At 67.0% G+C, this 14,230-nt stretch carries 12 protein-coding genes; 4 read left to right on the forward strand and 8 right to left on the reverse strand.

What is annotated here, in order from left to right; translation table 11 throughout:
• Positions 1 to 204 precede the first annotated feature (204 nt).
• The 3 genes from fdxA to FHR22_RS12540 form a co-directional block, all read right to left on the reverse strand.
• Positions 205 to 543, reverse strand: coding sequence for a ferredoxin FdxA (gene fdxA, locus FHR22_RS12530; protein WP_166943107.1), 339 nt, complete (start codon positions 541 to 543; stop codon positions 205 to 207).
• A gap of 112 nt (positions 544 to 655) precedes the next feature.
• On the reverse strand, positions 656 to 1,015 hold the full coding sequence (locus FHR22_RS12535; protein WP_166943110.1) for an RNA-binding S4 domain-containing protein: 360 nt from the start codon (positions 1,013 to 1,015) through the stop codon (positions 656 to 658).
• Positions 1,015 to 3,804 (reverse strand): helicase-related protein, encoded by a 2,790-nt coding sequence (locus FHR22_RS12540; protein ID WP_166943114.1) that lies wholly within the window; start codon positions 3,802 to 3,804, stop codon positions 1,015 to 1,017. The genes FHR22_RS12535 and FHR22_RS12540 overlap by 1 nt, the downstream gene beginning before the upstream one ends.
• Before the next feature lie 278 nt (positions 3,805 to 4,082).
• On the opposite strand from FHR22_RS12540, the gene FHR22_RS12545 reads away from it, so the two are divergent.
• The 4 genes from FHR22_RS12545 (at position 4,083) to FHR22_RS12560 (ending at position 9,650) form a co-directional block, all read left to right on the forward strand.
• Positions 4,083 to 5,627: a M23 family metallopeptidase gene (locus FHR22_RS12545; protein ID WP_166943117.1), complete on the forward strand. Its 1,545-nt coding sequence runs from the start codon at positions 4,083 to 4,085 to the stop codon at positions 5,625 to 5,627.
• Between the two features lie 215 nt (positions 5,628 to 5,842).
• Positions 5,843 to 6,841 carry a porphobilinogen synthase gene (hemB, locus tag FHR22_RS12550; RefSeq protein ID WP_166943120.1) on the forward strand — a complete coding sequence of 333 codons (999 nt, stop codon included), beginning with the start codon at positions 5,843 to 5,845 and terminating at the stop codon, positions 6,839 to 6,841.
• Complete coding sequence (locus FHR22_RS12555; protein WP_341786616.1) at positions 6,838 to 9,099, forward strand: spermidine synthase; 2,262 nt, start codon at positions 6,838 to 6,840, stop codon at positions 9,097 to 9,099. Before hemB ends, FHR22_RS12555 begins: the two co-directional genes overlap by 4 nt.
• Entirely contained in the window at positions 9,096 to 9,650 is a 555-nt protein-coding gene (locus FHR22_RS12560) for a gamma carbonic anhydrase family protein (RefSeq protein WP_166943123.1), read from the forward strand. The genes FHR22_RS12555 and FHR22_RS12560 overlap by 4 nt, the downstream gene beginning before the upstream one ends.
• 202 nt (positions 9,651 to 9,852) lie before the next feature.
• Here the strand turns inward: FHR22_RS12560 and FHR22_RS12565 are convergent, their stop codons facing one another.
• The 5 genes from FHR22_RS12565 to dapF all read right to left on the reverse strand — a co-directional run bounded on the left by FHR22_RS12565 (position 9,853) and on the right by dapF (position 14,221).
• Positions 9,853 to 10,431 carry a urate hydroxylase PuuD gene (locus FHR22_RS12565; protein ID WP_166943126.1) on the reverse strand — a complete coding sequence of 193 codons (579 nt, stop codon included), beginning with the start codon at positions 10,429 to 10,431 and terminating at the stop codon, positions 9,853 to 9,855.
• Between the two features lie 79 nt (positions 10,432 to 10,510).
• On the reverse strand, positions 10,511 to 11,185 hold the full coding sequence (locus tag FHR22_RS12570; protein WP_166943129.1) for an inner membrane-spanning protein YciB: 675 nt from the start codon (positions 11,183 to 11,185) through the stop codon (positions 10,511 to 10,513).
• Positions 11,182 to 12,108 (reverse strand): signal recognition particle-docking protein FtsY, encoded by a 927-nt coding sequence (gene ftsY, locus FHR22_RS12575; RefSeq protein WP_166943132.1) that lies wholly within the window; start codon positions 12,106 to 12,108, stop codon positions 11,182 to 11,184. The genes FHR22_RS12570 and ftsY overlap by 4 nt, the downstream gene beginning before the upstream one ends.
• The gene (locus FHR22_RS12580; protein ID WP_166943135.1) at positions 12,105 to 13,418 is read right to left on the reverse strand and encodes a MiaB/RimO family radical SAM methylthiotransferase; all 1,314 of its coding nucleotides are present in this window, start codon (positions 13,416 to 13,418) and stop codon (positions 12,105 to 12,107) included. Before FHR22_RS12580 ends, ftsY begins: the two co-directional genes overlap by 4 nt.
• Positions 13,415 to 14,221 (reverse strand): diaminopimelate epimerase, encoded by an 807-nt coding sequence (gene dapF, locus FHR22_RS12585; protein WP_166943138.1) that lies wholly within the window; start codon positions 14,219 to 14,221, stop codon positions 13,415 to 13,417. Before dapF ends, FHR22_RS12580 begins: the two co-directional genes overlap by 4 nt.
• Between the last annotated feature and the right edge of the window lie 9 nt (positions 14,222 to 14,230).

Below are 14,230 nucleotides of genomic sequence, written 5' to 3' on the forward strand. Positions count from 1 at the left end.
CTCGACCCGGGATCCCGCTTTTCTTTTGAGGCAGCGGCAATTCTCGACTTCCAGCGGGACCCCGGATCAAGTCCGGGGTGACGATGGACGGGACGGCAGCTTCCGGCCGAAAGACGCCATCCTGTTACGTGCTGCAAATGCCGTTGCCGCCAAAAAGAAAGGGGCGGAATGGCCGCCCCGATCCTTCGTCCATGGTCTTGCGACTCAGTCGCCTTCACCGGGTTCCGGCGAGAAGAGCGTCTCGAACTTATTCTCGACGCCCTTATACTCGTCGGCGTCGGCGGGGCTGTCCTTCTTGACCGTGATGTTCGGCCATTCGGCACTGAACTTGGTGTTCACTTCGAGCCATTTTTCGAGGCCGCTCTCGGTGTCGGGCAGGATCGCCTCGGCGGGGCATTCGGGTTCGCACACGCCGCAGTCGATGCACTCGTTCGGATTGATGACGAGCATATTCTCGCCCTCATAGAAACAGTCGACCGGACACACCTCGACGCAGTCCATATATTTGCAACGGACGCAGGCATCGGTGACGACATAGGTCATGGGTTCGGCTCCCTCAGGTGACGGCGATGCGGCCGTCAGGCTCTCATATCGGCTCGCCTCTATGCCGCGCGACTATCGTGCGTCAACGCTTAGCGACAGTTGCGAATCACTCTCACTCGATAGGGGCGCCGGCGCCTTTTGGGGCCACAGCTTTTCCATTGCCGCTGATAGCGGAAATGGGCGCGGGCGGCGTTTCGGGTTCGAGCTTGCGATAACAGGCCTGCGCCTCGCCCGCCGGACCGCGGCGGGCCGGAAGCGCGAGCAGGCGGATCACCTCGATCCGTTCGCCGACGGGCAGTACCAGCGTTTGGCCGACATGGACGGCGCACGACGAACGCGTCACGCGCCGGCCATCGAGCCGGATATGTCCCGCCGCGACGATGGCCTGTGCGATGCTGCGCGACCGCGCGAAGCGCAGATACCAGAGCAGTTTGTCGAGCCGGATGCTCCCTGCCGCGCCCGGACTGGCCATCAATCCTCGCGTGCGCCCGCGAGAAGGGCCGCCAGTCCCGCGAAGGGGCTGTTCGGCGACGGGCCGCGGCGTGCAGGACGGTCGTCGCGGAGGACGCGCGGTCCGGTTTGGCCCGGCTTGCCGGTTTTGGGGCGCGGTGCCTTGCCATGCTTGACCGGCGGGCGGGTGGCATCGCCGTTGACGCGGGCGGGCGCCGCGTCCTTCCGTTCCTTGTGCTGCGACCGGCGCCGACGCTTGTCGCGCCCTCGCTTGTCGGCTTTCTTCAGCCCCGACCAGCGCCAGCGGTCGAGTGCGGGCTCGCCGATGATGCGAAAACCGACGCTCTGGAGCAGGGCGCGCCGCGCGTCCTCGTCAAGGCCGAGCGAGGTCGCCAGCGCCGGGTCGATGGCAAAGCCCGAGACGGCGGCCGCGGATGCGCTGTCTTCCTGCGCACTTTCGCCGCGGTGCTCATTCTCATGATCGTCGGCACCGCCCGCAATCGGCGCCGTCGGCGGCGCTGCCGCCTGAAGCCGGGCGGCATGCGCCTGGCGTGCGAGCCGCTCGGCCATGTCGATGCGCAGCCATCCGGTGCCGCAGCGCCGGAACCCCGCAACGCCCAGCCCGGCGGCGGCGCCGTCCTTCTGCCACACCGCGCCATGCGGCGGCAGCGCGGGAATCGGCGTGCCCTGCTGCGCGGCGATCAGCGCGGCGCGCCAGCGTACGGCTTCGGGTTTCAGCAATTGCGGGTGGAAAATGTCGAGCGAGCCGATGGTGAGCCCAAGCTTGCGAAGCTGCGGCCGCTCTTCGGCGCTGATCGCGGCAAGCTGATCATCGACCGCAGCGCGCGCGATCAGTCCGCTGCCGTCGGTCATCGCGGCGAGCAGCGCGCGGACGCGCGGCGGGGTGAACAGGTCGCCGGCGGCGGTGCCCATCGCGGCAAGCGGGCCGGCGTGGCGGGCAAGCTGCCGCGCCACATATTGCTGCAGCCGTTCGGTGATCGCCTGGACCTGCGCAGGTTCGAGCCGGCGCAGCGCGGGCTCGACCTGGATCGATGGCTGGACCAGCGTCGGTCCCTTGGCCAGCCAGGCGACGACATGACCGTTCCAGGCGAGGCGCGGCGGGGTGCCGGGTTCGGCGACGAGCGCGAGCGCGCCGTCTTCGCCCTCGGCGAGCGCGGTCGCGCGGCGCGCCAGTTCGGCGCGCAGATGCTTTTCGGCGGCGGCGAGCAGCATCTTGTGATCGCTGGCGCGCGCCACCGGATCGACCTTGAACTGGAAACCCTTGAGCGTGCCGATCGCCTCGCCGTCGACCGCGACGGTGCCGTCGAGGCCGACCGCGACGGGCAAGGCCGTGTTGCGCTGCCCCGCGTCGCGGAGCAGCAGCGCGAGCCGCCGGTCGACGAAGCGCTGCGCGAGCGCGGCGTGCAGCGCATCGGACAATCGCGATTCGAGCGCCTGCGTCTGTTCGGTCCAGCCCGCGGCGCCGGCGATCCAGTCGCTGCGCTGCGCAATGAAGCAGAGCGAACGCACCGCGGCGATGCGGCTGGCGAGCTGGTCGATGTCGCCCTCGACATCGTCGAGCCGCGCGAGGCGGCGCGCGAACCAGTCGGGATCGATCATCCCGTCGCCTTGCGTGCGCCATTGCCAGAGCTTGAACACCGTCCGGCTGTGATGCTCGGCGCCGAGCTGCTCGAAATCGGGCAGGCCGCACACGTCCCACAATCGCTGCACGGCGTCGAAATCGCTGCCGCGCGCGCGCACTTCCATATCGCCCGCCAGATGCTTGAGCACCGCGATATCGACCGCTTCGGGCGCGGCGCGCAGCAACGGATCGGCTGGTGCCCGGGCAAGGTCGGCGAGCAATTGCTCGAGCGAACCGAAGCCGGGGTTGGGTTCGCGCCAGAACAGGCTGGCGAGCGGCGGGAAATGATGCCCTTCGATCGCGTGGATTTCCTCGGGGGTGAAGCCGCCCTGCGGCAGGCCGACGGTACCGAAGCTGCCGTCCTGCTGGTGACGTCCGGCGCGGCCCGCGATCTGCGCCATTTCGGATATCGTCAGGCGGCGGAGACGGCGTCCGTCGAATTTCTGCAAGGATGCGAAGGCGACATGCTGGACGTCGAGGTTGAGCCCCATGCCGATCGCGTCGGTGGCGACGAGATAGTCGACCTCGCCCGCCTCGAACATCGCGACCTGCGCATTGCGCGTCTTGGGGCTCAGCGCCCCCATCACCACCGCCGCGCCGCCCGAAAAGCGGCGGAGCATTTCGGCGATCGCATAGACTTCCTCGGCCGAAAAGGCGACGACCGCCGACCGTTTGGGGAGGCGCGACAGCTTCGATGATCCCGCATAGCTCAGCGTCGAGAAGCGGGGCCGGGTGACGATCTCCGCCTCGGGCACCAGGCCTTTGACGAGGGTGCGGATACTCGCCGAGCCGAGGATCATCGTTTCCTCGCGTCCGCGCGCCCGCAGCATCCGGTCGGTGAAGACATGGCCGCGCTCGGGGTCGGCGCCGAGCTGCGCCTCGTCGATGCCGACGAAGGCGACGTCGCGCGTCACGGGCAGCGCTTCCATCGTGCCGAGCAGATAACGGGCGTCGGGGGGCAGGATTCGTTCCTCGCCGGTCATCAGTGCGACTTGGGCGGGGCCTTTGATCGCCACGACACGGTCATAGATTTCGCGTGCCAGCAGGCGCAGCGGAAAGCCGATCATGCCGCTCGAATGAGCGGTCAGGCGCTCAACCGCCAAATGGGTTTTGCCGGTGTTGGTGGGGCCAAGGACAGCCTTGACCGGCTGGGAAGAGGAAGAGGTCATTTTCTTGGGTCCCAAGCTGGCATGCGGCGCGTCCGCGCGCAACAGGCGATCGATCGGCGGGTGCTTCAATTCCGCCTTTTTCTTTACCGCTCCGCACCACGTCCCGGCCAAGCCACGGCTGACCGCAACCCGAATCGGCGAACTGTCCATTAAATTGACTTTAACGCCCTTTGTTTACAGGTACGGGCACGGAAACATCATCGACGGTGCCTTTCGGGGGCCAAGCCGGCGAGCGGGGGTTGCAAAGCTTGTTTCAGCGTCACGAACCCATTGCGGGGATGTCCGGCAACGCGGCCGCGCTGACGATGTCGCAGGCGGTCTCGCTGCGGCGGACGGCCGCCGACGTCGAACCGCGGCCGACGTGGCGCGACCGGCTGGCGCAGCTCGACCTTGTTCCCGATCTTGGCGACAATATCGGTTCGGGCGAATGGTGGCGCGGCCTTGCTACGTTAACCCTGCTCTGCGGCAGCGCGATCGCGACCTTCCCGGGCGTCCGGCCGCTTGCAGCAGGTGGGACGCCGGCGTTCGATACCGCCGATTTCAACGAAGCGCGGGCGCAGATGATCGTGCCGCTCGCGCTCGGCGGCGACACCGGGCGCCACATGGCGGCGACCGATGCGGTGCGCCCGCTCACCCAGACCCCCGAACGGCCGCAGATCGAACTCACCGCGACGCTGGGCAGCGGCGACAGCTTCGCGCGCCTGCTCGAACGCTCGGGCGTCGGCAGCAGCGAAGCGCAGGCGCTCGCGAGCCAGGTATCGGGCGCGGTGCCGCTCGCCGATATCGCGCCGGGCACGCGCATCGACCTCATTCTCGGCCGCCGCGCCGCGCGCACCATGCCGCGCCCGGTCGAGGCGCTGGCGATGCGCGCGCGTTTCGACCTCAGGATCGAGATGGAACGCGAGGGCGGCCGCCTGATCATGCGCCGCATCCCGATCGCGGTCGATGCGACGCCGCTGCGCATTCGCGGCCGGGTCGGCGACAGCCTCTACCGTTCGGCGCGCGCCGCCGGGGCGCCGCCCGAGGCGATCCAGGCCTATCTGCGGGTGATCGGGAAACAGATTTCGGTCGGCAGCGATATTCGCGCCCATGACGAATATGACATCATCGTCGATCATCGCCGGGCCGAAACGGGCGAGAGCGAGACCGGCAAGCTGCTTTATGCCGGACTGATTCGCGGCGGCAAGCCGAAGCTGTCGATGCTCGAATGGACCGTCGATGGACGCAGCCAATGGTATGAGGCGTCGGGCGTCGGCGAACAGCGCGGCGGCATGGCGCGGCCGACCAATGGCCGTGTCACCTCGACCTTCGGAATGCGGCGCCACCCGATCCTCGGCTATAAGCGCATGCACAGCGGTATGGATTTCGGCGGCGGTTACGGCGCCCCCATCTATGCGGTGACCGACGGCATCGTGACCGTTGCCGGGCGGACGGGGGGCTTTGGCAATTATGTGAAGCTCAGTCACGGGGGTGGTCTCGGGACAGGTTACGGCCATATGAGCCGCATCGCGGTACGCGCCGGCCAGCGCGTCAATCGCGGGCAGGTGATCGGCTATATCGGCTCCACCGGCCTCTCGACCGGTCCGCATCTCCATTATGAAGTCTATCGCAACGGCCATACGGTGAATCCCGCATCGATGACCTTCGTCACGCGGGCGCTGCTCGAAGGCAAGGCGCTCGCTGACTTCCGTGCCCGCATTCGCGCGCTGACCTCGGTCGTGCCCGGTGCCGCGCTGGCGCCGGTCGCAGCGAAGCAGGCCGAAGGACCAAAACTCGGTAGCCTCGCCGATGTCGCATCGAAGCGTGCCGAGGGCGGGATATAGGAAAATACTCCCTCCCGAAATCGGGAGGGGCAGCGAGACTTGCGAACTTGTTCGCTAGTCGCAGCGGGGTGGGCCATCAACGCTCGCTTGCTGCCCACCCCGTTGCGGCTAGCCGGTAAACCGGCAAGCCTCACTGCCCCTCCCGCTTGCGGGAGGGGCAGTCCGGCATCCCATTATCCATTTGCCCCGCGGCCCAGCACGGCTATGCACCCGGCATGACCCATGCCGCTTTTCCTGACCTGCGCCTGCGCCGCACCCGCCGCACCGGCTGGAGCCGCGCGATGGTGCGCGAGACGCAGCTTTCGCCGTCGAACCTTATCTGGCCACTCTTCGTCTGCGACGGATCGGGCACCGAGGAGCCGATCGCGAGCTTGCCCGGCGTGTCGCGCTGGTCGGTCGACCTGCTTGTCGAGCGCGCGAAAGATGCGGTCGCCGCGGGCATCCCGTGCCTCGCGCTCTTTCCTTATACCCAGGCCGAGCGGCGTAGCGAGGACGGCGGCGAGGCACTCAATCCCGATAATCTGATGTGCCGCGGGGTCGCCGCGATCAAGCAGGCGCTCGGGGACGAGATCGGTGTGCTGACCGACGTCGCGCTCGATCCCTATACCAGCCACGGGCAGGACGGGCTGATCGACGATGCCGGCTATGTGCTCAACGATGAAACGGTCGAGGTGCTGGTCGGGCAGGCGCTCAATCAGGCGCGCGCCGGCGCCGACATCATCGCGCCCAGCGACATGATGGACGGCCGCATCGGCGCGATTCGCGCCGCACTCGAGGCCGAAGGCTTCGGCCATGTCCAGATCATGAGCTATGCCGCCAAATATGCCTCGGCCTTTTACGGCCCGTTCCGCGACGCGGTCGGCTCGCGCGGGCTGCTCAAGGGCGACAAAAAGACCTATCAGATGGATCCCGCGAACAGCGAGGAAGCGCTGCGCGAGGTCGCGCAGGACCTTGCCGAGGGCGCCGACAGCGTGATGGTCAAGCCGGGGCTGCCTTATCTCGACATCGTGCGGGCGGTGAAGGACAATTTCGCCGTTCCGGTCTACGCCTATCAGGTGTCGGGCGAATATGCGATGATCGAGGCCGCGGCGGCGGCGGGTGCGGGCGACCGCGATGCGCTGGTGCTCGAAACCCTGCTTGCCTTCCGCCGCGCGGGCGCGGCGGGCGTGCTCAGCTATCACGCCCTTCACGCGGCACGGCTCCTGACGGCGTGACCTCTTCGCAAGCCGCTTTGCCGCGCCGCTGGCTGTTCGTGCTGACGATTCTCGTCGGCAGCTTCCTGCTGTTCCAGGTCCAGCCGATGGTGGCGCGGATGGTGCTGCCCAAATTGGGCGGCGCGCCCGCGGTGTGGAACAGCGCGATGCTCGTCTATCAGGCGCTGCTGCTCGGCGGCTATGCCTATGCCCACTGGCTCGGGCGCTTTACCGTGCGGCGCCAGGCGATCATCCATCTGGCGCTGTTCGTCGCCGCGGCGTTGTGGCTTCCGATCGGCATCGCCGAGGTCGCGCCGCCGGCGCCGGGGCAGGAGGCGTTGTGGGTGCCGCTGCTGCTGCTCGCCTCGATCGGCCCCGTCTTCCTTGTCGTGTCGGCCCAAGCTCCGCTGATGCAGCGCTGGTTTGCCGCCGACGCTCGCGCGGGCGATCCTTATTATCTTTATGCCGCATCGAACCTCGGCAGCTTCGCGGGGCTGATCAGCTATCCTGCCCTCGTCGAGCCGAGCCTGCCGCTCGCGGCGCAAAGCTGGGGCTGGACCGCGGGCTATGCGCTGCTCTTGCTGCTCGTCGCCGCGAGCGCCGCAGCGCGCTGGCAGAGTCACGCGGCGCTGGACCATATCGCGGGCGGCGCCGATGAGCCGCGCCCGGCCTTGCGACGCCAGCTCCACTGGCTGCTGATCGCCGCGGTGCCGTCGGGGCTGATGCTGTCGACGACGACTCACCTTACCACCGACATCGTCGCCATGCCCTTGCTGTGGGTGCTGCCGCTCGGCCTCTATCTCTTAAGCTTCGTGATCGCCTTTTCGACCGCGGACCGGCTGACCCAGGTCATCACCTTCATCGCCCCCGCTGTGTTGCTGGGGGTCGGCGGGCTCGCGCTATTGAGCTCGGGTGGCGGATCGATGATGGTCGCGCTCGCCAGCCTTGCGATGCTGTTCGTCGTCGCGACCGCCCTCCATGGCTATCTCTACTACCTCCGCCCCGCGACGCAGCACCTGACGCTTTTCTATCTCATCATGTCGGCGGGCGGGGTGCTCGGCGGATTGTTCGCGGCGCTGGTCGCCCCGCTTGTTTTCGACTGGGTCTACGAACATCCGCTGCTCGTCCTCGCGGCAGCGTTGCTGCTGCCGCTTCCGGCGTTGCTGCCGTGGAACCGGTGGCTGGGGCTATCGGTACCGCGTGCCCGCACGATGGTCGCGCTGCTTGTCTGCATCGCTGCCTTTGCGAGCTGGAAGATGGTCTACAGCTGGACCGGTTCGTTCGAAGGGACTGCGGCCGCCTGGGGCATTGCCATTTTCGTCATCGGCCTGCTCGTGATCAGCTGGCGCTGGGCCTATGTGCTGGTGCTGGCGCTGCTGATGTTCGGGATCGGAGGCTGGAACACGGTGGAGGAAAGCTTCACCGGCATGCGCGTGCGCAGCTATTTCGGTGTCTATACGGTAACCGACGATGCATATCGCCAACAGCGCCGCCTTGCGCATGGGACAACGCTGCACGGGCTACAGCGCACCAATAGCGGAGGCCGGCTCGAACCGACGACTTATTATGGCCATCAATCGGGCGTTGGTCTGACGCTCGACAAGGCGGAGGCGCTGGCAGGCCCGAACGCCGCGGTCGGTATCGTCGGGCTGGGGGCGGGGACGCTTGCCTGCTATCGCAAACCCGGCCAGCAATGGACGATCTTCGAAATCGATCCCGTCATGGTCGATATCGCGCGCGACCCTTCCAAATTCACCTTCCTGTCGGATTGCGCGGGCGACACGCCGATCGTGGTCGGCGACGCGCGGCTGCAAATTGCCGAGCAGCCGGCGGGCAAGTTCGACATCCTCGTGATCGACGCCTTCTCCTCCGACGCGATTCCGCTTCACCTGCTGACCGAGGAAGCGATCGGCATCTATGCGCGGGCGCTGAAGCCCGACGGGGTGCTGCTCGTTCATATCTCGAACCGCTTCTTCGACCTCGAACCCGTGCTCGCGGCCGAGGCGAAGGCGCGTGGCTGGACCGCCGCGATTCGGATGGACGCCGGCTCGGGGGACGATGATTTCAGCGACCTCACCGGGTCGAACTGGGTCGCGTTGACCGCAGCGCCCGATCGCATGCGGCAACTGACCGGCGGCGTGAAACCGCGGAAGGACAGCAATGATGATGGCGCGTGGGTGCCGCTCGCCGCGCGCCCGCACTTCACCCGCTGGACCGACGATTATGCTTCGACGCTGCCGGTCCTGCTCTGGAAACATCTCATCGGAGGCCGCGAATGACCCGCAATGACGTCAGCATCATCAGCGTCAATGGCAAGACGCCGCAGATTGATCCCAGCGCGTTCATCGCGCCGGGGTGTCGCATCATCGGCGATGTCACCATTGGGCCTGACGTCAGCATCTGGTATAATTGCGTGCTGCGCGCCGACGTCAGCCGCATCGTCGTCGGGGCGCGATCGAACATCCAGGACGGCAGCGTCGTCCATTGCGACGGCCCGATGCCGCACCGGCCGGAAGGTTTTCCGACGATCATCGGCGAAGATGTCCTGATCGGACACCTCGCGATGGTGCACGGCTGCACGCTCGCAGACCGGGCGTTCGTGGGGCTGAAGGCGACGGTGATGAACGGCTGTCGGATCGGCAGCGATGCGATGCTTGCGGCGGGCGCGCTGCTTACGGAGAATAAGGAAATTCCGGACCGCGAGCTATGGGCCGGTTCACCCGCGCGGCGCGTGCGCGAGATCGACGATGCACAGGCGGCGGGTATGCAGCTGGGCGTCGCGCATTATGTGATGAACGGCCGCATGCACAAGGCGGCGGTAGAATTCTGATCGTCGCCCCCGCGAAGGAGTGAAGGGTCGAATGGTCCCCCGGACCATTCTTGGACATGCCGGGGGCATGCCCAACCCTTAACTGGCCGCTGGCAACCTCGCGCTACCTCGATAGCGGCCCCCGCCTTCGCGGGGGCGACGAATGTAAAAAAAGGGCGCCCCGGCTGTCCGGAGCGCCCTTTTTCGTTGCCGATTATCGGCGTTACCCGTTGTTGGCGTTCACCATCGCATAGATGAGCGGGATCGACAGCAAGGTGTTCGTCCGCGAAAAGATCATCGCGGTCCGCGCTGCCTTGGCCTTCGTCGCGTCATCAGCCTCGACGATCCCCAGCGCCTTCTTCTGGTTCGGCCAGATCACGAACCAGACATTGAACGCCATGACCAAGCCCAGCCACATGCCGACGCCGATCAGCTTGTAGGGATCCTGCAGCGTGAAGGCGGGGATGGCATATTTGGCGTGAAACGCGATGCCGAGGCCGAGCAGCACGGTGATCGCCGCCGCCCAGCGAAACCAGAACAGCGCGGCCGGCGCGATATGCTTGCCCACGGCGGGTTTCAGTTCGGCCGGGATTTTCGGCATCGTCGGCATCTGGACGAAGTTGAAATAATAGAGCAGCCCGATCCACAAGATGCCGAAGAAAGTGTGGAGCCAGCGCATGATGGCGTTGCCCGCGGCGATCCCATCCTCGAAATTCTGGCCGTTGAGGCCGAGCATCAGGATGATCGCAAGCACCAGCCCGGCGCCCAGCACGGCATGAAGATTCCCGAAAAACTTGTCCATGGCATTCCCCCTCGCTTGTTGTCGGGCGCCGCGCGACCCGGTGCCCTGCGGCTTGCTATGCCAGCGACGGGGAAAGGGCTCAAGCTTGCTCGTTCGGCGCCGCTTCGTCGGGGATCGCAAGACCATGTTTCAGCATCACGGGAAGCTGGCTCAAGGTGAACGCAAACGACAGCGCGGTAACGCCCCACACCTTGATCGTCAGCCACAAGTCGAAGGTCATCCGCTTCGCTTCGACCAGTTCGTACATCACATGATTGGCGATGCCGAGCGCGGCGAAAAACAAGCCCCAGTTGCGGGTCAGCAACAGCCAGCCGCGTGTCGTCACGCCGTCGAGCGCCGATTGAAGGAGATATTTGAGCATCGGCCTGCCGAGCGCCCAGCCGCCGAGCAGCAGTGCCGCGAAAGCGGCATAGATGATCGTCGGCTTCATCACGATGAAGCGTTCGTCGTGGAACCAGATCGTCAACGCGCCGAAGCCGACGACAAGGATACCCGACATCCACAGCATCGGTGAAATCTTGCCGAGCTTCCATTTCGATACCGCCATCGCGATGATGATCGCGACCATGAAGGCGATCGTGCCCTTGATCGCCCCGGTGGTCGCAGCGAACGCACCCGTCCCGCCCGAGCTGAATTTATAGGTCAGGAAAAAGACGAGGAGCGGCCCGAAGTCGATCGCGAAGTTGAGCCAGCCATGTTTGGCGGGCGGCGCGGCCGGCGCGGTTTCGGGGCCGCCGGGAAGCACGTCGCTCATCTTATATTTCCTGCAATGATACCGGCGATTTCGTCGGCGTCGAAAGGACGCAGATCCTCGATCGTTTCGCCGATACCGATCGCGTGGATCGGAAGGCCGTGGCGCTCGGCCGCGGCGACGAGCACGCCGCCGCGCGCGGTGCCGTCGAGCTTGGTCATCACCAGCCCGGTAACCCCCGCGACCTCGCGGAACACGTCGATCTGCGACAGCGCATTCTGTCCCGTCGTCGCGTCGAGCACGAGCACGACGTCGTGCGGCGCGGCGGGGTTGAGGCGGCCGAGCACGCGCTTGATCTTGGCGAGTTCGTCCATCAGTTCGCGTTTGTTCTGAAGCCGTCCGGCGGTGTCGACGATCAGCACGTCGATGCCCGTCGCGGTTGCCTGTTTGACCGCATCGAACACGATGCCCGCGCTGTCGCCGCCCTCGGGGCCCGCCATGATCGGCACGCCGAGCCGTTCGGCCCAGACCTTGAGCTGTCCGATCGCGGCGGCGCGGAAGGTGTCGCCCGCGACTAGCATCACGCCATAATCCTGTTCCTGGAACAGATGCGCCAGCTTGGCGATGGTGGTGGTCTTGCCTGATCCGTTGACCCCGATCACCAATATGACCTGCGGGCGCGGAAAGGCGTCGATGTCGAGCGGTTCGGCGACCGGGCGCAGCACCGCGGCGATTTCCTCGGCGACGATCTTGCGCAGTTCCTCGACCCCGCCCGCCACCGCATCGCGCCGCGCCGCCAGCCGCTCGCGAATGCGCTCGGCCATCGCGGGGCCGAGGTCGGCGGTGATCAACGCTTCCTCGATGCGGTCGAGATCGTCCTCGTCGAGCCGGGCCTTGCCGGTCAGCCCCGCGAGATTCTCGCCGAGCCGTTCGGACGTCCGGCGGAAGCCGCCGAGCAGCCTTTCGCTCCAGCTTTGGCCGGTCATGCGGCGATATCCTTTGCTTTGATGGGGGCGGCGATCATCCGGTCGCCGGCGCGCGCGGTCAGTTGGACCTCGACGATGCTGCCGGGTATCGCGGGCACCGCGAGCGTCACGGCGGCGAAATTCGCGGCGTGGCCACTCGTGCCGTCGCGCTCGACGAGCACCGATGCGGTGTGGCCGGTCTGCGTATCGAGCCAGCTCTGGCGCCGGCGCGCATTCGCCGCGCGCAGGGTCGCGGCGCGTTCGCGCGCGATGGCGCGGCCGACCTGCGGCATCCGCGCGGCGGGCGTCCCGGCGCGCGGGCTGTATGGGAAAATATGGCCAAAGACGATGTCGCAATCGTCGACCAGCGCCAGCGAGTTCGCGAACATCGCGCCATCCTCGGTGGGAAAGCCCGCGATCAGGTCGGCGCCGATCGCGATATCGGCACGCGCCGTCTTGAGCCGGGCGATCAGCGCAACAGCGTCGGCGCGGCGGTGGCGGCGCTTCATGCGGGTCAGGATCATATCGTCGCCGGCCTGCAACGACAGGTGTACGTGCGGCATCACGCGCGCTTCCTGCGTCAGCAAGGCGAACAGTGCGTCGTCGATGCGGTTCGGGTCGAGCGACGAGAGGCGCAGCCGCTCGATCGGAAGAGACAGCATCGCCTCGACCAGCGCGGCGAGTGTCGTACCGCTGTCGTCGCCATAGCTCGCCAGATCGACGCCAGTCAGGATAATCTCGCGCTGGCCGCGATCCAGCGCGGTGCGGGCGGCATCGAGGGTCGCTTCGATGGTCGCCGACCGTGCGGTTCCGCGCGCGATCACCGTCGCGCAAAAGGTGCAGCTGTGGGAACAGCCGGTCTGGACGCCGAGGAAGGCGCGGGCGTGGTCGGCGCCGGAGAGGGCGGGCGCATAAGAAGGACGGCCCTTCGACAAGCTCAGGGCAAACGGGGGGAGGGATAAGCCACCTTCCAAACCCGTTCGTGCTGCGCTTGTCGAAGCACCGTTCTTTTCTTCAAGACGATAGCTTTCGACCAGGCCCTTCGCGTCGTTGCGCACAACCCGCGCGCCCATTTCGGCGAATCGCTCGGCCTCAAGCTCCGCCGCGCAGCCCGTTACCACGATATCCGCATCGGGCCGCTCGCGCAGCGCGCGCCGTACCGCCTGCCGCGCCTGCCGCACCGCCTCGCCGGTCACCGCGCAGCTGTTGAAGACGATGGTGTCGCGCCCGCCGGCCGCGCGCGCCGCAGCCCGAACCCCTTCGCCCTCGGCGATATTCAGCCGGCACCCGAAATTGACGACCTCGGGGCCGTCCGTCACTGCAACGCTCATCCGAACTGCGTCCAGTCGGTCTCGCCCTCATAGACACGGGTTGCGGCACCGCTCATCACGATCGGCTCGCCCGGCGCCCAGCGGATGATCAGGTCGCCGCCGGGTAGCGACACGGTCACCGGTGACTGGACCAGGCCGGCGCGGATCGCCGCGACGGCGGTGGCACAGGCGCCGGTGCCGCACGCCTGGGTCAGCCCGACGCCGCGTTCCCAGACGCGAAGTTGCAGGCAGTCGGGGCCGTCGAGGCTCGCGACATTGACGTTGACGCGTTCGGGGAACAGCGGGTCGGTTTCGATCCGCGGTCCCAGTTCGTCGAGCGCGACGGCGTCGGCTTCGGGGACGAAGAAGATGATGTGCGGATTGCCGACATTGACCGCGGCGCCATGCTCCAGCTCGTCCCACGCGACGGGCATGTCGCGCGTGTCCATCGGCATCGCGAGCGGGATATGCTCCCAGTCGAACTGCGGCTCGCCCAGCACCACCTCGGCGCCGCCGTCGGCCGGGGTAACGCGCAGCATGCCGCCCAGCGTCTCGATCACCGCGGGCTGGCCGATCAGCGTCGCGACGCAGCGCGTGGCATTGCCGCACGCCTCGACCTCGCTGCCGTCGGCGTTGAAGATGCGCATCTTCACATCGGCCTTGATCGATGGCTCGAGCAGGATCAGCTGGTCGCAGCCGATCCCGAAGCGCCGGTCGGCGATCGCATGGGCGCGCGCTGGCGTCATCTCGACGGGCGCCACGCGCGCGTCGATGACGACAAAGTCGTTGCCGAGGCCGTGCATCTTGGTGAAGCGATCCGCCATAGTCGCGCA

The sequence above is a fragment of the Sphingopyxis panaciterrae genome, from assembly GCF_011762125.1.
Classification (GTDB): Bacteria; Pseudomonadota; Alphaproteobacteria; order Sphingomonadales; family Sphingomonadaceae; genus Sphingopyxis; species Sphingopyxis panaciterrae.